Origin of the sequence: Vibrio sp. B181a (assembly GCF_030248375.1) — a bacterium.
In the GTDB taxonomy this organism is placed as follows: domain Bacteria; phylum Pseudomonadota; class Gammaproteobacteria; order Enterobacterales; family Vibrionaceae; genus Vibrio; species Vibrio campbellii.
Map to the genome: position 1 here is coordinate 69349 of NZ_JAHGAD010000009.1, position 21117 is coordinate 90465.

A 21117-nucleotide genomic window follows, 5' to 3' on the forward strand; every position below is an offset into this window, starting at 1 on the left:
AACACCATTCGGTAAATTTTCTCATCCCTTCTCATCCCCCCTAAATTAGTTTGGGGTGGAGGACGTCATCCTTGTACGCCTTGGGTAATCTTAAGGCTGTTGAAACAAACGGGGACTTGTTCCCATCTTACCTCTCTTTCTTTAGGTGCATTTTTACTGCCTATATTCGCCTAAAGAGTGGGAAGGGAAGACAGAATTATAAATACCCTTAATGGAGTTAAGAATGAAAAAAGTAAGTGTAATTGCTGCTGCTGTTGCTGCAACTTTAGCTGCTGGTTCTGCTTTCGCAGTGGACTTTAATGGTTACTTCCGTGCTGGTACTGGTATCAGTGGTAACGGTGATGCTGATGTATCATTCATGAAGAATGGTATTGGTCGTCTAGGTAACGAAAACGACAACTACTACGAGATTGGTCTGGCTGAAGATCTAAAAACAGGCGACCAAACTTGGCGCATCGAATCTATGGTTGCTCAAGGCAATGACGGCGCAGTTGGCTGGGAAGATGGTGACTTCAACGTTGCACAATTTGCAGTTAAAGCTAAAGGCCTAATCGCTTCTGATAAAGACGCAACACTATGGGCTGGTAAAACTTACTACCAACGTAAAGATATCCACATCACTGACTTCTACTTCCTAAATACTTCTGGTACTGGTGGTGGTATCGAAAACCTTTCTGTAGGTAACCAAAAGCTTTCTCTAGCTCTTATCCAAGATGGTGAAGATGACAACGGTAGCGGCTACATCTTTGATGCTCGTCTAGCAAACATCGGTCTATGGGAAGACGCGACTCTTGAACTTGCAGCTGCGTACAACTTCTCTACAGAGAAAGATGATAAAACTATTGATGGCGATGACGGTATCCTAGCTACAGCTATCGTACACCAGGGTCTAAGCATCGGTTTCAACCAAACTGTTCTTCAATACGGTACTGCAGGTTACGGTGTTCAAGCTGCTAACTTCTGGGGCGCAGGTACATACTACGATCGCTCTGGCCTTCAAAATGACGCAACAGGTTACCGCCTACTTAACTGGGGTGTAATTAACCTAGGCGAAAGCTGGGAAATGGGTCACCAACTTGCTTACCTAGCAGGTTCTGACATTGGCTACGCTGGTGGTCAAGGTGATTCAGATCAGTTCTCTGTTGTAGTTCGTCCAATGTACAAGTGGAACGACACAATGCGCACTGTTTTCGAAGCGGGTTACAACGCTGGTGAAAACGAAAAAGGCGAAGACTTTGGTGCTCACAAATTCACAGTTGCACAAGCTTGGGCAATGGGTGACAGCTTCTGGGCTCGTCCTGAACTACGCGTATACGGTTCATACATCACTGATGAAGAAGGTACAACCTTCGGTGATAAAGGTGACTCAGATTTCGTATTCGGTATCCAAGCTGAAGCTTGGTGGTAATCGAGTAATCTCTTAGTTATCTAGCTGTCCTATTTAAATAGCCGACATCTGTCGGCTATTTTTCTAAGGGGTTTTGAAAAGTTAGACGTTTCAGCAAAGTCACTCTAAGATGCTTTAGTGCAAAAACCTTTAGAAAAATAACTAGAAGGAAAAAGTATGTACTTCCGTGCCCTCATGTTAAGTGGATGCGTCGCGCTTGCTGGCTGCCAATCCACTGAAGTTATCGAACAAGTTCAAGTTGCTCAAGCACAGCAAGTTGACGCTCTATCTGAGCTTCAATCGGTGAAAATGAAGCTTCCAAGCTCTGCCATTGTAGACATCACTTCTCAGAGCCAAGTGTTGAAATATCAGGGTATCGACAGCCGTGTAGCGGTATTCGAGCTGCCTGCAGACCGTGGTGAGTTCGCGATTAAAATTACCAGTCTGATTGAAGATACGGCTTTTGTACCACGTGCGATAATCGTTGATAAAAACGGTAAAGAGATCGAGAACTATGGCAAAGCGGAATTTGAGTACACAAAACCTCGCCTTCACCTTGGAAACCGTTTAGTCGCTGAAAAAGACTTCTTCCCACCTGTGGGTTTAGATTCTGTCTACCTAATTGTTTACACTGACCAGTCTGACCTTGGCGGTTTTACTGATGTCATTCACCCAGCGCGATTGGACGCTGAAGCTCGAGGCAACTACTTGCCAGAAGTGAAAGACATTCCAGTACCAAACGGTGACACAGGTAAGATTGAAGTGTCGATTGACCGCGTAAGCTTCTTCTCAATTGGCTCCTCGAATAGTGAACCAGTCGCTGCTCCAGTTGTGGCTAAGTCGGTCGACTCAGTGCAACCTGAAACCCAAACTTACTACCACAATGCGATTAAAGCAGCAGTGAAAGCAGATGATATTCCTAAAGCGTTGAGCTTACTTGATGAAGCAAAAGCGTTAGGCATTGAAGGTGCGCAAGAAGTATTTGTTAAAGCAGTAAATACAAAATAATTAAACTAGAAAAGCCGACCAATAGAGTCGGCTTTTTTATTGTACATTTAGTTATCTTTTTCACAGATTATATTATTAATATTTAAAATTTAATTAATTTCGATTCATAATATATCCAGTGCTAATTCAATTAGTACATTGTCGAATAAAAATAAGGATATAACGTGAAACAATTAATTATAAATACAGCATGCACCTTGGCTGCTGTTTCTATCTTATCTGCTTGCTCGTCAACATCATCAGAAAATACTGCTCAAGATGAAGTAAATAATACGGTGGCATTAACAAGCGTAAACCTTGATATGATGACAAACTGTGCTCTGCCGGATTCTGCAGAATCCGGCCCATTGTCTAAAGATATCTTTGTTGTTGGTAGCTTCCCCAATGCCGATTGGAAGCATATTGTACAGCGTAAGTTAACCTATAAAGGAAACAACGTTTATCAAGTGGTTACCGATGAAGTCGCTGGCAAATATAAAATGCAGTACGCCGCTGAACAATGGAAGCCACAATTTACAGCTAAGGGCAAAAAGTTAACGGTTGGTCAATTAAATGAGTTGACATATGGTGGCTACGGTACGGATACGAAATTAGAAATTAAAGAACCAGGGAAATATGTGTGGAGCTTGGAGTTTAAAGATAATGGCTCTCCTTACTCAATCATGATTTCTAAATGCCAATAATATTCCATTCAGTTATTTAAAATTTGTTTTTTATTTATTAACCCTTGCATGGGAAACATGTTGGGGTTAATTTTATTTGGAAGAGTTTAATGCGCAACGAAAGATATAAAAAACTATTTGGCCAATCGCTTTTAGCCTTGAGTGTGGTTGGTGTTTTATCCGCGTGTAATTCCTCTGGCGGAAGCGACAATGGCAGCACGCCACTTCCTGATACAAGTTATGCTTGCCAAGCGAATGTAATGGAGCAAAGCAATCAGCTTCGCACTTATCAAATCATGGTTGAGAGCTTTGTTGATGGTGATTCGAATATCGGCCATGGCACAGGTTACGGCACCAGCCATCATAACGGTGATCTTCAAGGGATTATTGATTCGCTTGATTACATCCAAGACTTGGGCATGAATGCGATTTGGTTGACGCCAGTTTTTGAATCGGAAGCCATTGATGGGCAAGATCATTGGGCCGATCGTTTGGATGCAACGGGCTACTTTGCTACGGATTATTTTAAGATTGCTCCTCGCTTTGGCGATTTAGAAACGGCGAGAACCTTAGTTGATGAAGCGCACAAACGCGGCTTGTATGTTTTCTTTGATGGCGTGTTTGGTCATCACAAAGAAGGGTTGATTAAGCCGTCTCCATCGGGTTTATTACCTTCTGGTTCGAGCAACCCGGTGGACTACCCAGCAAGTTTGGATTTCTACAAAGAAGTCGCGACTTACTGGGTCAAAGAGCTAAAAATTGATGGTTGGCGTTTAGACCAAGCGTACCAAGTCCCAACCGACGCATGGACACAAATCCGCAAAGCGGTGGATGAAGCCTCACAGAGTGTGACTTACACCAACGCGGAAGGTGATCAAGTGAATCCTCTGGGTTACATGGTCGCTGAGATTTGGAAAGGCGAGTCAGAAATCGCGAGTGACGCATACGGCGCGGCTGACGATCCTGCGTTGTGCTCGGCATTCGATTTCCCAATGCGCTATCGCGTGGTGGAAACACTGGCTGTCAATGAGAGCGGTGTCGGCGGTCGTAGTGTGGATTGGTTAGACAATGGCTACCGAACACACAATCAATATCCGTCTCATGCTCAACCAAACTTGATGATTGGCAATCATGATTTAGTTCGCTTTGGTGACTTGTTGCAACGAGGCGGATTAGCGGATGTGAACGATGCTGAATACTGGCAACGCCACAAAGCCGCGTTTGCATTCCAAGCGGCTTACACCGGACCAATCACACTCTATTATGGGGATGAAATCGGTGACCAAGTTGATGGTTTTGACGCAAAAGAAGACAACAATACGTGTGCGGTTCGTGGCGTGTGTGATGATCATGTCGCTCGCAGCAGTGCCAAGATTGAAGGCGTAACTGCAACCTTAGATGCTAACCAAGTTGATCTGAAAAACTACGTTAAGTCATTGATGACAATGCGCGCAGATCATCCTGCTTTGTATCAAGGCAGTCGCACTAACTTGGTAGCAAGCAATGGCAGTTATGTGGACTTGAAAGTATCTGGCGATGACCAAGTGTTATTTGCTTTGAATACCTTTGAGAGTGCCCGCAATATTGTGCTGACAGAAGCACAAATCGGGAGTAATCAAGCGCTGGTGGATTTAATCACTAACCAACAAATCACGCCAAGTAACGGGCAATACCAGATCCCGATGTCATCATTACAAGGGCGCTTCTTCAAAGTGATGCCAAACACTCAATAAGTCATTCTCGATCAAGATAACCCATACCAAGCCAAGTGTTGTTCTCTACCCCAATAGAAACGCACTTGGCTTTTTTCATCGCTTTGTCTAAGATGCCGCTCTTTTTAGTCATCGATGGCGATATTCCACTTTGAGGTCCCGCCTTGTTTCTTTACATCTCTTTGTTTTTTATCGCACAACCGTCCATGCAGAAGTGAAAGAAACAGTACGCAGTTTGTGAGATGTGCTGCACGATAATGAGAATATTCACATTCATGCAACGTCAAACTGTGATTCAAAGCTTACCCATGTGTAATTGTTATGTTTATCTTCTTGGGGATTTACATAACTAATGGAAAATTATAATGAAATCCATAACGAAAACCCTCTACCTCTTACCTCTCATTTGCTCTCCAATCGCCTATGCTGAGGTATTGAATGGAGACTTTGAACAATGGAATGGGAATGCGCCAGCGCAGTGGTCTGTGATTGATTCTGGCATTGCCGTTTCACCAACCAGCAATCCGCATAACTCAGGTGGCCTTGCGGCTCAAGTGATTGTAAATACAGGTACCCAAAGCAACACCGACTTTTTGCAAACCATTAATGTGGAGCAGGGGAAAACCTACCCATTTTCAGTCTCGGTTTACCATACTGAAGGTAATGTTAAAGCGCGTTTGGTGGTCGATGGATACCACGGTTACTCTAACCCTCAGCAAACCAATCAGTGGCAACAAATCACCCATAGCTACACTGCATCATCTAACAAAACGATCAATGTCGGGTTACGCTTTTACGATGAATCTGGCTTTGATGGTTCCGAAGTTGTTTATGTCGATAACTTTCAGCCAAACCAAAATGGTGGCACTCAGCCGCCAGTAGAAAGCTGTAATGACAACGAAGTTTTACTGACATTGAACACCGACAGTTATGGCTCAGAAACCAGCTGGGAACTGAAAGATAGCCAGTCACAAGTTCTGTTTACAGGCCAAGGTTTTGAATCTTCGAAAACCTACGAAAAAACCATGTGCTTAACGAATGGTGACTACCAATTTACGATCAGTGATAGCTACGGTGATGGCATTTGTTGCGGTAACGGCAGTGGTTCATACACCTTAGTGTTCGGTCAAACCACGTTGGCGTCTGGCGGTGAATTCACAAAATCGCAAACCACGAACTTCACCCTTGGTGATTCAACGACACCACCGCCAGTGGTTGGCGAGTATTATAAAGCGGCCGAAGGCAAAACAGGTTTTGAGTTGAAAACAGCGCTGTTTAACATCATCAAGGATCACACAGGGCGCGGTTACTCTGCCATTTGGACCTTAGTGAAAGAAGCGGACATAGACAACTACTACGAGAAAGACGGCTCCATTCTCGATATGTATTCTGAAAAACCATCTGGCAGCGATACAGTAAGTTTTACCAAAGTCACCGACCAATGTGGTCAATACAGAACTGAAGGCGATTGCTACAACCGTGAGCACTCGTTCCCGAAAAGCTGGTTTGGTGGCAAGGTTGAACCGATGAACTCGGATGGTCACCACTTGTTTGCAACCGATGGCTATGTGAATGCGAAGCGCAGCAACTGGCCATTTGGTGAAGTGGGTAACAGCACTTACGTATCAAGCAATGGCTCAAAAGTTGGTTCAGCAAGCTCTACTTTGGGCTATTCAGGAACGGTATTTGAGCCTATTGATGAGTTCAAAGGTGATTTTGCTCGTGCGTATTTCTACATGGCGACGCGCTATGAAAACGTTATCGGCAACTGGGAAAGCAACTCTAGCAACTCTGACGCGGTATTGAACGGCACGAAAACGACTGTCTTTGAACCATGGATGCTGAACATGTTGAAACGCTGGCACAAAAACGATCCAGTCAGCGCGAAAGAGATCAGCCGTAACCAAGCGGTGTTTGAATTCCAAGGTAACCGCAACCCGTTTGTGGATCACCCTGAGTTTATAGAGATGATTTGGGGTAATTAATCCTAAACCATCAAAAACACGAAAGCCGCCTAAGTTAAACACGTTAACTTGGCGGCTTTTTCGTGTCTGTTAAAGCACAAAAAAAGGGGAGGTTTTACCCTCCCCAAACTAGCACGTAATTGTGCCTACTGTTTTTAGTTCTGAGTCACCGTCACGATTGGCGCTGCTTTATCCGCTGCGTTGAAGTGGAAGTTGTAGTTTCCATCTTCTGCTAGTGTGATGCTGATGTTGCCACTTGAGCCACCCGCTTCCATAGTCAGTGGTGTGCCAAATTCAATCGCGCCTTGACCACCAAAGTTGGTTGCATCTGCCCAGTCAGAGCTCGCTACTTTCATATCGAATGTGCCCGCTTTTAGATCGATGTCTAAAGAGTAAACATCATTCGCAACGTAGCTGAATTTTGCTGTCTCTAGTGCCGCCCAGCTTGCATCGGTTACATCACCACGTAGGTAAAGTGCTGTTTCGCCGAACGTTGGTGCATCCTCTGATTTAGTCACAGATACAACAGGCTTTTCTACGCTTTCATCTTGAGCGTGTAGTGCGTTCAGAGTGAAGTTGTACTTACCTGTTTCAGCAACTGACAACTTACAGTTACCTTCTGAGCCTAAATCTAGTGAACCAGACGCTTGCTCCGCCGCATCACAACCAATGTTTGGATTTGCCCAGCCAGAGTCCGCAAATTTGAACTCGTGCTCACCAGCTTCAAGAACGCCAGTTACAGAGTACATGCCGTTGCCGATGAAGGTCATTGCCCAATCGCTGTTGTCAGACCAATCGTTCACTGTGCCCTTAACGTAAACGACTGTTTCACCGTAAGGAGGAATGCTCGATACGTCTTTGTTGTCAGTGTTTACTGGTAGACCTGCACCTTGAGCGCCGTTTTGTGGTTGAACAAATACCGCTGTTGTTAGTGCTGGAACCGTAAAGGTTTCGCCTGAGAAGCTTGCGCCTTTCACACGGCTATCTGCAGAGTCTTTTTGAACTTCATGCAGTTCGAAGCCAGTTGCACCTTCAACTTTGAACGATTTCGTTTCTGATGTTGAGTTCACTACTGCCACGATTGCATCGTAGTTGGTATCAAGATCGTTACCTGCTGATACACCATCATCAATAGACATGACGATCAAGCCTTCCACTTGGTCTTTGCCTACGTTGCGGAAGTCAACGCGGTTCATGACTTCTTGAGCAGTATCTAAACGGAACAGTTCGCTTGAGCTACGAATAGTCAGTAGTTCTAGGAATTGTTGCTTAGTTAGCTCGATATCGTCAGTGTTTGGCATCGCAGTGCTGTCAGCAACGATAGTTTTGATCAGCTCCCAGTTTGCGCCGTCTTTGTCTTCACGAGGTAGACCGACGTTCCAGTTGTTGTCTCTACCGTCGAAGTAAACGCGGTTGAACCAGTCACCTGAATCGTAAGAGTCACGCTGCATTGATTTCGAACGCAGTAGCTCAGAACCCATGTGGATGAACGGGATACCTTGACCAAGCATTACCGTAGATAGAGACACAGTTTGCATACGTGCACGGTCAGCAGATGAAGTGCCAGTCGCGATCTTGTACGCGTTGTTGTCCCATAGCGTTTGGTTATCGTGCTTAGATACGTAAGAGATGTTCTCAGAAGGGATCTTAGTGTAACCCGCTGGCGCACCGTTGTAGTCTACGTTCTTACCAAGTTTAGTTTCACCTTCGAAGTCTAGAAGAACGAATTCTGCTAGGTTACCTGCCATACCCAGACGTACTAAGTCTTGGTTGTGTAGACGACCGTTTACCGCTTCTGCATCTGTCTTCGTTTCTTCGTTCGGGTAACCTGCGTTACCAAAACCTTGGTTAAAGCGAAGTGGGTGCTTACCTTCAGAGTCCACACCGCCATCGAATGGGCTACCACCACGAACCGCGTCACGTAGACGGTCAGAGAAGGTACCGATGCCAGTGCCAGCCATGTTGATTTGTGTAGCTTGGTCGAAGCGAGCGTTGTTTGCTACTTCACCGAAGTCCCAACCTTCACCGTAGAATAGCGTGTTTTTATCGACTTGTTTAACGCGCTCCAGAGCGTACTCCATCAAGTCTTTTGGTTGGTGTGCCATCAAGTCAAAACGGAAGCCGTCAACTTTGTAGTCGTCCGCCCACACAAGCAATGAGTCAACCATCAGTTTACCCATCATCAAGTTCTCAGTGGCTGTGTTGTCACAACAAGTTGAGTTCTCAACGCCACCCGTGTTCACATTTAGACGGTGGTAGTATCCTGGGACGATCTTATCTAGGACAGATTTTTCGTTTACGCCCGATGCGTTAGTGTGGTTGTACACCACATCCATAACCAGCTTCAGATCCATTTTGTGTGTCGCTTGAACCATTTCACGGAATTCAAGGATACGTTTAGAACCGTTTGGATCGGTTGCGTAGCTGCCTTCTGGAACAGTGTAGTGGAATGGGTCGTAACCCCAGTTGAAGCTGTCTAGCATGCGTAGATCGTTCATCAGTGCTTGTGCAGCACCCGTTGCTGGATCGTAGCTGTTTAGTACATCTTCAATGATTTTAGCGTCGTCTTCTGTTTCACAGATTGAAGCCGCTGGTTTGATGCTACATAGCTTGCCTACGGTATCGGTGATATCAACGCGGTTTTCTGCGTTTTCGTCAACCGTTGCAATATCGAACGCTGGCAGAATGTGAAGTGTCGTTAGACCTGCGTCTTTCAGTGCTTGAAGGTGAGTAACCGACTCACGCTCAGGCTCTGTCAGTGCTAGGTACTTACCGTTTAGAGATTGCGTGCCTTTCGTATCGCTAAAGCTGAAGTCACGAAGGTGTGATTCGTAAAGAACGTGGTCTTCATCTTTTGCAACCGTTGGGCGGTCGTAGTTATCCCACTCTGCTGGTTTCAACGCAGCGCTGTCTAGATCGACAACTTGTGAGTACATTGAGTTTTGCGACAAGCTTAGCGAGTAAGGGTCAGTTACAAGGCGAGTTTCAACAACACCAGTCGTCGGGTGGTAAACCTTCACTTGGTAACGGTAGAACTTGTTCAGTACGTTGCTTTGCGCTTCCGATTCCCAGATACCTGTTTCTGTGTTCTCAGTCATTGCAACTGTCGCTTCTTCCGCAAAGTTCGCATCGTAGACGACTAGGTCAACGTCTTGCGCGGTTGGTGCCCAAAGTTTGAATGTTGCCGCGCTACCTTCAACAATTGCGCCCAACTCTTCACTGATTGCATTACCTGCATCTTCATCTGCAAATACGGCATCAAGCACGCCTGGTTTTTGTACTTCAGTAGCTGAAGTAACATCGCCATCGGCATTGTAAGCGACCATTACGATTTGTGATTTCAAAATCGTACGAAGTGTTTCTGCATCCACGTCGATGCCCGCAGCTTGCAGGCTAGCAAGGTGACGGAAGCGCTCTTTTAGTTCATCAGACAAGTCGCCAGCTTTTGTCAGCTCAACCGCTGTACCGCCAGTAATTTGCTTGTCTTCATCCATTTTGATGTCATTAGTCAAGCTGTAGTAAAGCTTCATTGAGTCAGCACTACCTGCCGCTTCCCAAGCGATGGTTTCAGCGTCTAACCAATGGGCTTTTTGGCCATCGATGTCTACAGGGCGTTCTTCGATTGGCTCGTAGTAAAGCTCGCTGCTGCCATGGAAGCCGAATAGACCTTGTGATTCACCTAGCTTGGTCAGTTCCACTTTAGAGTTTGCGCTGCCGAAGGCTTTTTCGTCGCCTTTGTGCAGGATGAAGTTCATACAGTTGTGCGGGTCAGACGCATCTGGATCGACTTTAAGCACGTAGTACGCACCGTAAGTGTCGCTGATGCCATCGAATGGAAGTGGTGATGCCCAGTCTGTACCACCGTCAGCAATACCCATTGCTTCTAGGTCAGTACTGGTACAGCCTTCACCATTCCAAAGGTGCAGACCCCAACCTTCGTAGTCGCTTGCTGTTGAAGCTGATGCTACGTCACGTTTGTAATAGATGACAACTTCGTTCTCTCCCGCAGGGTGTAGGCCAGAGCCCGGGTTCGGTGTGTCATCGCTAGAGCTATCACTGCCACAACCGCTGATAACCGCTACGGAAATCAAAGGCAGAACGGTTTTGGCGATCGCTGATAATTTAAATGTTTTATTGTCCACGTTTACAAATCCATTGTTATTGAATTGATAATAGGTTGGCAAAATGCCGAAAAGGAAATGTTCAACTAGATGCTAATACACTGAACTATCAGCAAAATGTGAGAGCAGGCCGTTAAGTTTTTTACAAGTGAAAATTTTCTATCACAGTAGATTTTGTTCACAAATTAAATAATAAATCTGTCGCATAGTGAGATATCGAGCACAGCCTAATGATGTAAATTTTTATAGGAGGAGAAAGGGGGGATGATAGGGGATGAGAATATCTAAGCCCCAAAACTGTGACTCATTTCTATAAAATTTGGGGTGTTATTTTTTATCTAAAAATAAGTAGCAGTGATATTAACGAAAAAGCCACCATTCGGGACCAGTAAACTTCAGATTTTACTCGATTGGTCGTTATATAATAGAGCGTTGCGTGCTGTGGTTAATGCAGTCGCACAATCACTAAGAATTTTGAAGGTTTCCCAAAGCGGGAAGCCACGATGGGCTCTGACCTAAAGAGGCGGTTTATGAGTAGTATGGGCATTGCTATTGCAGCAACTGGCCTTTCACTCATCCTGATATTTGTTTGGATGATCTCGCTGTCGATGCGTAAACAACGCCTCGAAGCTGAGAGGAAAGCGCGCGAGGCGGCGTATCGAAAGGCGATGCAAAAAGCGCGAGAGCAAGAACGTAAAGAACGTGCGTTTAAGGCGGAAACGGGCCATGTGCCGACCATTCTCTATTTAGCAAAAGAAGCGGAACGAGAAAACATCAAGCAAGCTCTGTATTGGTACGACAAAGCCGCCAAACTGGATAACGTTACCGGCATGTACGGTGTCGTTCGTTTGGCAGAGCGTATGCGTGAAGACGTGATCTTAAGAGAGCAAGCCAACTTTTGGCGCACGGCGATTGCGGGCTTAGAAGGGGATGTTGAGGCGAAGTTTGCCACTGGTAAAGCGCTCGTATTTGGGCGTGGTACAGAGAAAAACATTCCTAAAGGTCATCAATTAATCGAAGAAGCTGCCGATGAAGGCTGCATTCCAGCCATGCTGTATATGGGTGAGTGGCAGTTGTCACCAGAAAATACATCAGGTCAGCGAGCAGACGCCTTATTTTGGTTTATGAAAGCCGCAGAACAAGACAGTGCGGATGGCAAAATCCAAGTTGGCCTTTGTTACCTCAATGGCATTGGTACTGAAAAGAGCATGGTAAAAGGCTGCTACTGGTTAGAACGAGCAGCAGAATGTGGCAGTGCAGAGGCCATGTATCATGCAGGTGAAGCTTGGAAAGACACAGGCAAAACAGGTAACGCGATTGCTTACGTTTGGTTGTTCTTGTCTGCGAACATGGGTTATGAGCCTGCGAGAGTTGTGCGTGATGAAGTTGCCAGCAATATCGGTGTGGATGTGGTGGTTGGCTTACAATCAATTGCTAAGCCGCTACAAAGAAAGTTAGCGTCTGGTGTTGTGAAGAAGCATTCCATCATTCGTGCATTGAACAAGGTCTATAAGCGTGAGCCGTACTTCCCTGGTGAAGAGGAGCTAAACGAGCTGCTCAGTGAGGAACATCATGATGAAGCAAGCCTCCTCGGTGACACACCAGAGTTGAACTTTGAAACGGAGATGCCTGTTCAACAAGAGTTTGCACCTCCACCAAAACAACCTTCCAAAGAAGTGCTCGATTTTACGCAAAACTTTTTACAGCCACAGAATCTCAACAAGCCTCATTCGTGAGGCTTTTTTATCACTCAAATTCTTCTTTACTCTATCGTTTGCATAGTTGTTGGGTGATCTTTATGCAAAGCTTCAACAGAATTTTACCTACCACCAACCTATTCTTATATAAATCGATAAATAGAGGGAAATCCCCCCTTGCTGCAAATACATGATTTAAGCTCCAATCCGTTTTTTTTAATTAGCTCGTACTATAGCTATGAAAATAATTTGTTAGCTTAAATTGTGTTTTTCTAATGACACTCATTACTTTAACTAATATTTGGTATTAAGTTTTATATTATTAAATCTTAATTTCTATTTTTGGTTTCAATTAGTGTCTGTTGATCTTTAACTAAATTAAGCGCAATATACCCAAAAATAAAAATAGCGCACACTCTGCGTATAAATACAGTAAGAAGCGACCTGTTATTATCCTTTTCAACATAAAGGGGCAACGTCATGCTCTTTTTATGTCCATTAGAGATTTGTGTATGTTGAGAATCATTAGTGCAGATAAGTTCATCTCTTCAAGGTTTATCTTGGAATACAGCAAAGTGGAATTTGCATCTTTGTTAGGTGTTTCCGTTGCTAAGATAACCAATATAGAGAACGGCAAAACATCGATTCCCCCGGTGTACGATTACGCCATCAATCACTTGCTCAGTGAGCACCCGTTTAAAGACAGTGCGATGGATGCCTTGTGTTCCCATGAAACGCTTAACTTCGCTCGCCGTGTCGATGTAAACAGTAAGGTACAACGCTTGTCGTGTAAGCGCTGTGACAGCCGAAGGCTACATGTGATGGCTGGCATGAGTGGCCTGTATTTTGTCGAATGTATGGACTGCAAGCACACCATGTATTCGTCTGGTAACGCGGTGAAACGGTATCAATTGTGGTCGAATAACGGCGTTAAACTCGATAGCCATTTGTTTGATTAGACTTGAGCTCTACGTTTATCGAAGAAAGCACCAAAGAAAAAACAATAACGTGAAAAGCCATCAGCAGAAATGTTGATGGCTTTTTGTTTATGGTTTATAAATTGTTAAATATAAGCGTATTTATTGTGTTTTTTATTGCTAATAAATCAATCTAGTTAAATATAGAGTGATGAAAATCGCAAAATTTTATTTTCTTTTGATTCCTTTTTTAATAATAACTGGTGAGGTCACATAATTCTTCACCTGAATTCAATTTAAACCAAAATTCAATATCATTGGCTTATCGAAAGGAAAGTGATAAAGATCGCGAAATTTTATTTCGAGAAAATAAGATTTTTAATTATGAACGAATAATCACGAAATTTGTTTTTTGAATTTTAAATATTAATTTCACTTGTAATATCTGTGCTTGTCGTCTTTACAGAACAAATAAGAGATATTTCAAATGAAACGTTTAATTATCGGTGTTAGTAATTACATGCCAGAAGACTTCAGTTTATTATCTGAATCTTTGGATGAGCAATTTAACCGAACTTTAAAACCACTTGAGCACGTCGAATTAACTGACGTTGGCGCTGCAATTATTACTTCTGCAGATATTAAGGCTGGTCTACACAAAATTATTTCTGAAACGGGTTATGGCATTCCGGTTTTCTTAGTAACAGATGAAAACCCAGTTTCAGCAGAAGATTACGTATGGTTAACCGGCGTTATCGATTTGGAAAGACAGTCAATTGAATACTACGGTCGCCAAATCAATGAGGCTGTCACCAAATACGAATGTCGCTTACTTCCACCTTTCTTCAAACAATTGACTCACTACGTGGAAATGGGCAACTCTGCATTCGACTGTCCAGGACACCAAGGCGGTCAGTTCTTCAAAAAACACCCAGCAGGTAAACAGTTCTACGATTTCTTCGGTGAAAACCTATTCCGTAGTGACTTGTGTAACGCGGACGTTGATTTAGGTGACTTGCTGATCCACGAAGGTTCTGCTCACCAAGCTCAAGCGCACGCTGCAAAAGTGTTCAACTCAGACAAAACTTACTTCGTACTTAACGGTACTTCGGCTTCAAATAAAGTGGTTTGTAACGCGTTAGTGACCGAAGGTGACTTGGTGATGTTTGACCGTAACAACCACAAATCAAACCACCACGGAGCATTGATCCAAGCGGGCGGTATGCCAGTTTACCTAGAAACGGCACGTAACCCTTGGGGCTTTATCGGTGGTATGGATGAGCACTGTTTTGATGAAGAATACATCCGTGCTCAAATCGCGAAAGTGTCACCAGAGCGTGCTCGTGATGAACGTCCATTCCGTCTTGCGATCATCCAATTAGGTACTTACGACGGCACAATCTACAACGCACGCTACGTGATGGATAAGATTGGTCATCTCTGTGACTACATCCTATTTGACTCGGCATGGGTAGGCTATGAGCAGTTCATTCCTATGATGAAAGACTGCTCTCCACTGTTACTGGATCTGAAACCAGAAGATGCGGGTGTGATCGTGACTCAGTCTGTTCACAAGCAACAAGCAGGCTTCTCTCAAACCTCGCAAATCCACAAAAAAGACCATCACATCAAAGGTCAGGCTCGTTACTGTAACCATAAACGCTTCAACAACGCGTTTATGATGCACGCGTCCACTTCACCATTCTACGCGCTGTTCTCAGCATTGGATGTGAACGCGAAGATCCACGATGGTGAAGCGGGTCTGCGCCTATGGCGTGATGCGGTTAAGACTGGTATCGAAGCACGTAAAGAAATCCTGAAAAGTTGTGAGCTGATTCGTCCGTTCATTCCTGACCAAGTGGATGGTCAACCATGGGGCAGTTACGACACCGATCTTATCGCAACCAATAAGAAGTTCTTCATGTTCGAGCCAGACGCAAACTGGCATAAATTTGAAGGCTACGGTGAAGGTCAGTACTTCGTTGACCCATGTAAATTGCTGCTCACTACAGCCGGTATTGCTGAAGATGGTAGCTACGCAGACTTTGGTATTCCTGCAACGTTATTGGCTAACTTCCTACGTGAGAACGGCATCATCCCTGAGAAGTGTGACTTGAACTCTATCTTGTTCTTGCTAACTCCAGCAGAGGACATGGGTAAGATCCGTCATCTTGTGGCGCAGATTAACCGCTTCGAAAAATTCATCCGTGATGATGCGCCGCTAAACATCGTGCTTCCTCGTGTTTACGAAGCGAACAAAGAGCGCTACCGCGGCTACACCATCCGTCAGCTATGTCAGGAAATGCATGACATGTACAAAGAGCTGAACGTGAAACAGCTACAAAAAGCGATGTTCCGTAGCGAATACTTCCCAACCATGGTGCACAAACCAGATGTGGCAACACGCAAATACTTCCGCGGCGAGTGTGATTACTTGCCTCTGAAAGAAGCGGTAGGTCGTGTCGCAGCAGAAGGTGCGCTTCCTTACCCTCCAGGCATTATCTGTGTGATCACGGGCGAAATCTGGACTCAACAAGTGGTCGATTACTTCTTATCTCTAGAAGAAGGCATCAACCGATTCCCAGGCTTCGCACCAGAGATTCAAGGTGTGTACCTAGAGGACGTCAATGGCCGCACCACCGCCCATTGCTACGCCCTTAAAGATTAATCTACCCCGTTCGCATCGTGACTTGGTTGTCGCGGTGCGAACCGTTTATTCGTGGAAAATAATTTATGAGTACTGAAACCAAAAAAATGTCGGTGGTGCAGCTAACCATTCTGACGTTCATTAACATGGCTGGCTCGGGCATCATTATGCTCCCAAGTAAGTTGGCGCAAGTGGGCACGATTTCGATTCTATCTTGGCTGATTACTGCGGCGGGTTCATTGGCTCTTGCCTATGTATTTGCAAAGTGTGGTCGCTTTAGTAAACGTGACGGTGGTATGAACGGTTATGCGTCGTACGCGTTTGGTAAATCGGGTGCGTTTATGGCGGGTTGGACCTATGGCTTGTCATTGTTGATTGCCAACATCGCAATTGCGATTACCTGTGTCGGTTATGGCTCGGCTTTCTTCGAAGTGACTTTGTCGCCAGTCGAGACCTGTCTGTACACCATCGCTATCCTTTGGATTTGTACCTTCGCTAACTTTGGTGGTGCGAAGATCACCGGTCAAATCGGCTCGTTTACAGTCTGGGGTGTTATCCTTCCAGTGTGTTCTTTGGGTATTGTTGGTTGGTTCTACTTTAGCCCAACCATGTACGTAGAAGCGTGGAACCCACATCACCTACCATTTGGTGAAGCGGTTAGTGCGTCGATCGCGATGACACTGTGGGCGTTCCTAGGTCTTGAGTCTGCTTGTGCAAACTCAGAAGCAGTAGAAAATCCAGAGAAGAACGTACCAATCGCAGTATTGGGCGGTACGCTGATTGCGGCAGTGGTTTACATTGTTTCAACCAACATCTGTTCTGGTATCGTAGCGAACTCTGAGCTTGCTGCCTCTACAGCGCCATTCTCAACAGTATGGACAGTGATGCTAGGTTCTACGGCTGGTAAAGTAGTTGCGGGCATGGCGGTTCTTGCTTGTGCAGGTTCGCTACTGGGTTGGCAGTTCACTATCGCGTCCGTATTCAAATCATCTTCAGATGCAGGTTTCTTCCCGAAACTGTTCTCACAAGTTGATAAACGCGGCACACCAATCAAAGGTATGGTGGCCATCACGGTTATCCAATCGGTGTTGTCTTTGATGACCATCTCGCCAACATTGAACGAGCAATTTGAAGCGCTGGTTAACCTAGCCGTAGTGACGAACGTTATTCCTTACATCCTATGTATGGGCGCAATCTTCATCATGCAGCAAGTGGCGCACGTGCCTGAGCGCGAGATGAAAACCACGAATATCATTGCGCTAGTCGGTTCTCTATACAGCTTCTATGCGTTGTACGGCTCTGGCTACGAAGCCATGATGTGGGGTTCAATCGTTACCTTCCTAGGTTGGAGTGCATACGGTCTGATTGCTTCTAAGCATGAACCTCTCGTGAACTAGTTTTTCAATCGAGCCTTCCCATACGCGGTGTGGAAGGCTCTTTTGCTTTTTATCCATTCAGTAAGTTAAGGAAACAACACCACTCACAACGTGAAAACTCATTTTCGACAATTGGGGGACGAAAGATGATTAGCCAACCTGTTAAGATCGGTGACGATACCGTCGTAGTCATTCCAAGCGTGATCCTGAATGAACTCGGGATAAGGGAAGGGGACGAAGGGGACACCCTCGAAATTGCGCTCAATAAAGACAAAATGGAAATTAAGAAAATGGTTCTGAAAACCAGCTCTCCAAACGATTCCAGCGAAGAAGGCTAGAATTGAGTTAGAGAATCTTGGTTTGTCGGATACACTACTGGTTTCGCAAATCTGGCGCTTGCCGCTGTCTTTGAACTATTGATAACAACAAGAAGAGGTCTGGTACTATGCAAGGTATCCTCTCTATACAATCTCATGTTTCTTTTGGTCACGCTGGTAACAGCAGTGCCGTTTTCCCAATGCAACGCATGGGTTTCGAAGTGTGGCCTATTCACACGGTTCAATTTTCTAACCACACCCAGTATCAAGAAGGCTGGACGGGTCGTGCGTTTTCGGCTGATGACATCAGCGAATTAGTTCGTGGTCTTGGCAACATTGGCGCGCTAGAGAAGTGCCAAGCGGTTCTGACTGGTTACCAAGGCAGTGCTGAGCAATGTCTGGCAGTAGAAGATACCGTCACTAAAGTTAAACAAGCGAATCCGGAAGCGCTTTATGTGTGTGACCCAGTGATGGGCGCGCCAGACAAAGGCTGTATTGTGGCGCCGGGTATCGCAGAAAACTTGTTGAATCGTCTAATGCCAATGGCGGATGTGATCGTGCCTAACCAGTTCGAGCTAAGCCAATTTGCAGAGATGGAAATTCACACCTTGGATGACGCGATTAACGCTTGTCAGCGTGCGCTAGCAAAAGGCCCTAAAGTAGTGTTGGTGAAGCACCTTTACTGCCTGTCAGATGACAGCTTCAATATGCTACTTGCGACACCAGAAGGCACTTACCTAGCGAAGCGTCCGCATTTTGAATTTACTAAAGCACCCGTAGGCGCTGGCGATTTGATTTCGGCGATTTTCACCGCTGGTCTATTGAAAGGTTGGACGCCAAAACAAGCGTTCCAACACTGCCACGATGCTTGCTATGGCGTACTTAACGCGACTTACCAAGCGGGCGAATGGGAACTGCAAACCATCGCAGCACAACAAGAGTTCGTTGAGCCTAGCGCGCACTTCCCATTGGAAGAAGTGACACTCAGCCAAGCGTAATTTCAAGCTGTAAGCAGTAAAAAGGGAGCATTGAGCTCCCTTTTTGATTTTTTGTGACTTGTTCTAAACGAAGTTAAGTCTCTCCTAACAGCGAGAGGTATCAACCTTAAAGCTGTGTCCATCAATGCCTTTTCCATCCATTCGGTAGTAGGCGTAGCATTTGCCTGCCATCAGCGCTTCTGGTGATTCGTCATTGCCATACCCAACCATGGAGTATTGGTTGTTCTCGATGAAGACTAAATCTGTCTGTCTCATCTCATCGGTAATGGTTAGGTTATCGAAGAAGCTGACCTGCCCACCGCACTCACTTTGGGTTTCTGGGTAGCCATTGTAAAACTCTTGATACCCAGCGGCGGTTAAAACGCACTGATCGGCCCCGTGGTCTTGCTTAAAGGCTTTAGCATTCTGATTGAGAATAGAAACGTGATACTGCATGTCAGCGAAGATCACTTGGATGGCGGCTGTGCGAGCATCAGAAGTACGTTGCTTGGAGTGATAAACGGCATAAGCGGTTAAACCACCGAGCACCACGGCTGTTAAAAGCCACTCTTTTGACGAGAATCCAGACAACAATCTCATTGGTTTTTACCCTATGTACAACTCAACCATACGCATAATAGGGCGGGATTCTACGCATCGATTTTCGAAAATTTAAGGGCAAATTGCGTGTTTCAGAAAATCCTGACGCAAAGTTGAAGTATGATCAAAGTATGAGGAGAGGAGCATATTGCTCCTCTTGCATTTAGAATTCGTTTAGTGTGGCGGTATTAATTGACGTTTACACAAAAAAGGGGAGCCACGTTGGCTCCCCTTTCTATTTCTTACATCAAAGATGCGTATATTTTACAGATGCTTAAGCGTTACTGAGCTTTCTTCTGTTCTGATTTGCAAACAGCCGCAGTGAAGATAACGTCTGTTGAGCTGTTTAGCGCCGTTTCAGCCGAGTCTTGAATCACACCGATGATGAAACCAACCGCTACAACCTGCATTGCTACGTCGTTTGAGATACCAAACAGACCACACGCAAGTGGGATAAGTAGTAGAGAACCACCCGCAACACCAGATGCGCCGCACGCTGATACCGCTGCAACAACACTTAGTAGTACTGCCGTCATTAGGTCAACTTCGATACCCATAGTGTGTACCGCTGCTAGCGTTAGGGTAGTGATAGTGATTGCTGCACCCGCCATGTTAATGGTCGCACCTAGTGGGATAGACACTGAGTACGTATCTTCGTCTAGGTCTAGCTTCTTACATAGGTTCATGTTCACTGGAATGTTCGCAGCACTTGAACGCGTAAAGAATGCCGTTACGCCACTTTCACGTAGACATTGGAACACCAATGGGTATGGGTTTTCTTTCGTTTTGAAGTATACGATCGCTGGGTTAACCACTAGCGCGATGATCATCATTGAGCCTAGTAGTACCGCTAGGAGGTGAGCGTAGCTTGCTAGTGCGCCGAAGCCTGTTGTAGCAAACGTTGATGCAACCAAACCAAAGATACCGAAAGGCGCAAGACGAATGATGAAGCGAACAATGTGAGAAACACTGTGGCTTAGATCTTCGAATACCGCTTTTGTGGTTGCTGATGCGTGGTGAAGTGCAAGACCCAGACCCACACCCCAAGCAAGAATACCGATGTAGTTAGCTTCTACTAACGCGTTTACTGGGTTATCAACCAGTTTGAACAGCAAGGTTTGTAGAACTTCTGCGATACCTTGTGGTGGCGTTGCACCTTCAGCGCCTGTTACTAGCGTTAGATTGGTCGGGAAAAGGAAGCTTAGTAACACTGCGGTTAATGCTGCAAAGAAAGTGCCCGCTAGGTAAAGAACTACGATTGGACGCATGTAAGTGTGTTGGTTTTTCTTTTGGTTCGCGATAGACGCAGCAACCAAGATGAATACCAATATTGGAGCAATCGCTTTTAGCGCACCTACAAATAGACTACCCAGCATACCAACGCTTTCAGCGTGGCTTGGTGAGATCGTTGCAAGCAAGATACCAAAGACGATACCGACAAGGATTTGGAGAACGAGGTTACCGCGAGCGTATCGGGCAACGAGACTGTTGTGTTGCATTTGCATACATCATTCCTGCAATTTTTTGCCTCAGCAACAGCGCAAATTCAGTCATCACACGGCGTAATATTCCCTTGTGTTAAGGGGGCTGAATCTTGTTATTGCGTTGCTAAGACGTCCTGATTATCAATTATCCTGTATTTATAAATTCAGCTATTTTCTTGCTGAATATCACATATCTTAGCTTGGTAATATTTTGTGTCTAGTTTTAGTTTGTTCTTAGTTTAAATGTT

The 21117-nt window shown here is 45.2% G+C and carries 14 protein-coding genes; 11 read left to right on the forward strand and 3 right to left on the reverse strand.

Annotated elements, in window-relative coordinates; translation table 11 throughout:
• Positions 1-223 precede the first annotated feature (223 nt).
• The 5 genes from lamB (at position 224) to KIO97_RS04200 (ending at position 6754) form a co-directional block, all read left to right on the forward strand.
• Entirely contained in the window at positions 224-1408 is a 1185-nt protein-coding gene (gene lamB / locus KIO97_RS04180) for a maltoporin LamB (protein WP_005429213.1), read from the forward strand.
• 156 nt (positions 1409-1564) lie between these two features.
• Positions 1565-2395: a MalM family protein gene (locus tag KIO97_RS04185; RefSeq protein ID WP_005429214.1), complete on the forward strand. Its 831-nt coding sequence runs from the start codon at positions 1565-1567 to the stop codon at positions 2393-2395.
• 164 nt (positions 2396-2559) lie between these two features.
• Complete coding sequence (locus tag KIO97_RS04190) at positions 2560-3078, forward strand: glycosidase (protein WP_285381130.1); 519 nt, start codon at positions 2560-2562, stop codon at positions 3076-3078.
• A gap of 89 nt (positions 3079-3167) precedes the next feature.
• Complete coding sequence (locus KIO97_RS04195; protein WP_285381132.1) at positions 3168-4790, forward strand: alpha-amylase family glycosyl hydrolase; 1623 nt, start codon at positions 3168-3170, stop codon at positions 4788-4790.
• 344 nt (positions 4791-5134) lie between these two features.
• The gene (locus KIO97_RS04200) at positions 5135-6754 is read left to right on the forward strand and encodes an endonuclease (protein WP_285381134.1); all 1620 of its coding nucleotides are present in this window, start codon (positions 5135-5137) and stop codon (positions 6752-6754) included.
• A 134-nt stretch (positions 6755-6888) separates the two neighbouring features.
• Here the strand turns inward: KIO97_RS04200 and pulA are convergent, their stop codons facing one another.
• Positions 6889-10875, reverse strand: coding sequence for a pullulanase-type alpha-1,6-glucosidase (gene pulA / locus KIO97_RS04205; protein ID WP_285381136.1), 3987 nt, complete (start codon positions 10873-10875; stop codon positions 6889-6891).
• 509 nt (positions 10876-11384) lie between these two features.
• On the opposite strand from pulA, the gene KIO97_RS04210 reads away from it, so the two are divergent.
• The 6 genes from KIO97_RS04210 (at position 11385) to pdxY (ending at position 18806) form a co-directional block, all read left to right on the forward strand.
• Positions 11385-12590 (forward strand): tetratricopeptide repeat protein, encoded by a 1206-nt coding sequence (locus KIO97_RS04210; protein ID WP_038890455.1) that lies wholly within the window; start codon positions 11385-11387, stop codon positions 12588-12590.
• A gap of 473 nt (positions 12591-13063) precedes the next feature.
• Positions 13064-13510 carry a helix-turn-helix transcriptional regulator gene (locus KIO97_RS04215; RefSeq protein ID WP_009706527.1) on the forward strand — a complete coding sequence of 149 codons (447 nt, stop codon included), beginning with the start codon at positions 13064-13066 and terminating at the stop codon, positions 13508-13510.
• Between the two features lie 445 nt (positions 13511-13955).
• Positions 13956-16136 (forward strand): ornithine decarboxylase SpeF, encoded by a 2181-nt coding sequence (gene speF, locus KIO97_RS04220; RefSeq protein WP_162092525.1) that lies wholly within the window; start codon positions 13956-13958, stop codon positions 16134-16136.
• Between the two features lie 65 nt (positions 16137-16201).
• Complete coding sequence (gene potE, locus KIO97_RS04225; protein WP_005437812.1) at positions 16202-17512, forward strand: putrescine-ornithine antiporter; 1311 nt, start codon at positions 16202-16204, stop codon at positions 17510-17512.
• Between the two features lie 125 nt (positions 17513-17637).
• On the forward strand, positions 17638-17829 hold the full coding sequence (locus tag KIO97_RS04230) for an AbrB/MazE/SpoVT family DNA-binding domain-containing protein (protein WP_285381141.1): 192 nt from the start codon (positions 17638-17640) through the stop codon (positions 17827-17829).
• A gap of 107 nt (positions 17830-17936) precedes the next feature.
• Positions 17937-18806, forward strand: a complete 870-nt coding sequence (gene pdxY, locus KIO97_RS04235; RefSeq protein ID WP_285381143.1) for a pyridoxal kinase PdxY — start codon at positions 17937-17939, stop codon at positions 18804-18806.
• An 84-nt stretch (positions 18807-18890) separates the two neighbouring features.
• Here pdxY and KIO97_RS04240 read toward each other — a convergent pair whose 3' ends face one another.
• Together KIO97_RS04240 and sstT are read right to left on the reverse strand one after the other, a co-directional pair.
• Positions 18891-19385: a hypothetical protein gene (locus tag KIO97_RS04240; protein ID WP_045416125.1), complete on the reverse strand. Its 495-nt coding sequence runs from the start codon at positions 19383-19385 to the stop codon at positions 18891-18893.
• 281 nt (positions 19386-19666) lie between these two features.
• The gene (sstT, locus tag KIO97_RS04245; RefSeq protein ID WP_103414797.1) at positions 19667-20884 is read right to left on the reverse strand and encodes a serine/threonine transporter SstT; all 1218 of its coding nucleotides are present in this window, start codon (positions 20882-20884) and stop codon (positions 19667-19669) included.
• Positions 20885-21117 lie beyond the last annotated feature (233 nt).

What these genes read in the sequence shown, in the direction of transcription:
- KIO97_RS04195 (WP_285381132.1), top strand. Translation starts at nt 3,168, where the DNA reads ATGCGCAACGAAAGATATAAAAAACTATTTGGCCAATCGCTTTTAGCC.
- KIO97_RS04185 (WP_005429214.1), top strand. Translation starts at nt 1,565, where the DNA reads ATGTACTTCCGTGCCCTCATGTTAAGTGGATGCGTCGCGCTTGCTGGC.
- potE (WP_005437812.1), top strand. Translation starts at nt 16,202, where the DNA reads ATGAGTACTGAAACCAAAAAAATGTCGGTGGTGCAGCTAACCATTCTG.
- KIO97_RS04215 (WP_009706527.1), top strand. Translation starts at nt 13,064, where the DNA reads ATGTTGAGAATCATTAGTGCAGATAAGTTCATCTCTTCAAGGTTTATC.
- KIO97_RS04200 (WP_285381134.1), top strand. Translation starts at nt 5,135, where the DNA reads ATGAAATCCATAACGAAAACCCTCTACCTCTTACCTCTCATTTGCTCT.
- pdxY (WP_285381143.1), top strand. Translation starts at nt 17,937, where the DNA reads ATGCAAGGTATCCTCTCTATACAATCTCATGTTTCTTTTGGTCACGCT.
- KIO97_RS04240 (WP_045416125.1), bottom strand. Translation starts at nt 19,385, where the DNA reads ATGAGATTGTTGTCTGGATTCTCGTCAAAAGAGTGGCTTTTAACAGCC.
- KIO97_RS04230 (WP_285381141.1), top strand. Translation starts at nt 17,638, where the DNA reads ATGATTAGCCAACCTGTTAAGATCGGTGACGATACCGTCGTAGTCATT.
- KIO97_RS04210 (WP_038890455.1), top strand. Translation starts at nt 11,385, where the DNA reads ATGAGTAGTATGGGCATTGCTATTGCAGCAACTGGCCTTTCACTCATC.
- lamB (WP_005429213.1), top strand. Translation starts at nt 224, where the DNA reads ATGAAAAAAGTAAGTGTAATTGCTGCTGCTGTTGCTGCAACTTTAGCT.
- speF (WP_162092525.1), top strand. Translation starts at nt 13,956, where the DNA reads ATGAAACGTTTAATTATCGGTGTTAGTAATTACATGCCAGAAGACTTC.
- sstT (WP_103414797.1), bottom strand. Translation starts at nt 20,884, where the DNA reads ATGCAACACAACAGTCTCGTTGCCCGATACGCTCGCGGTAACCTCGTT.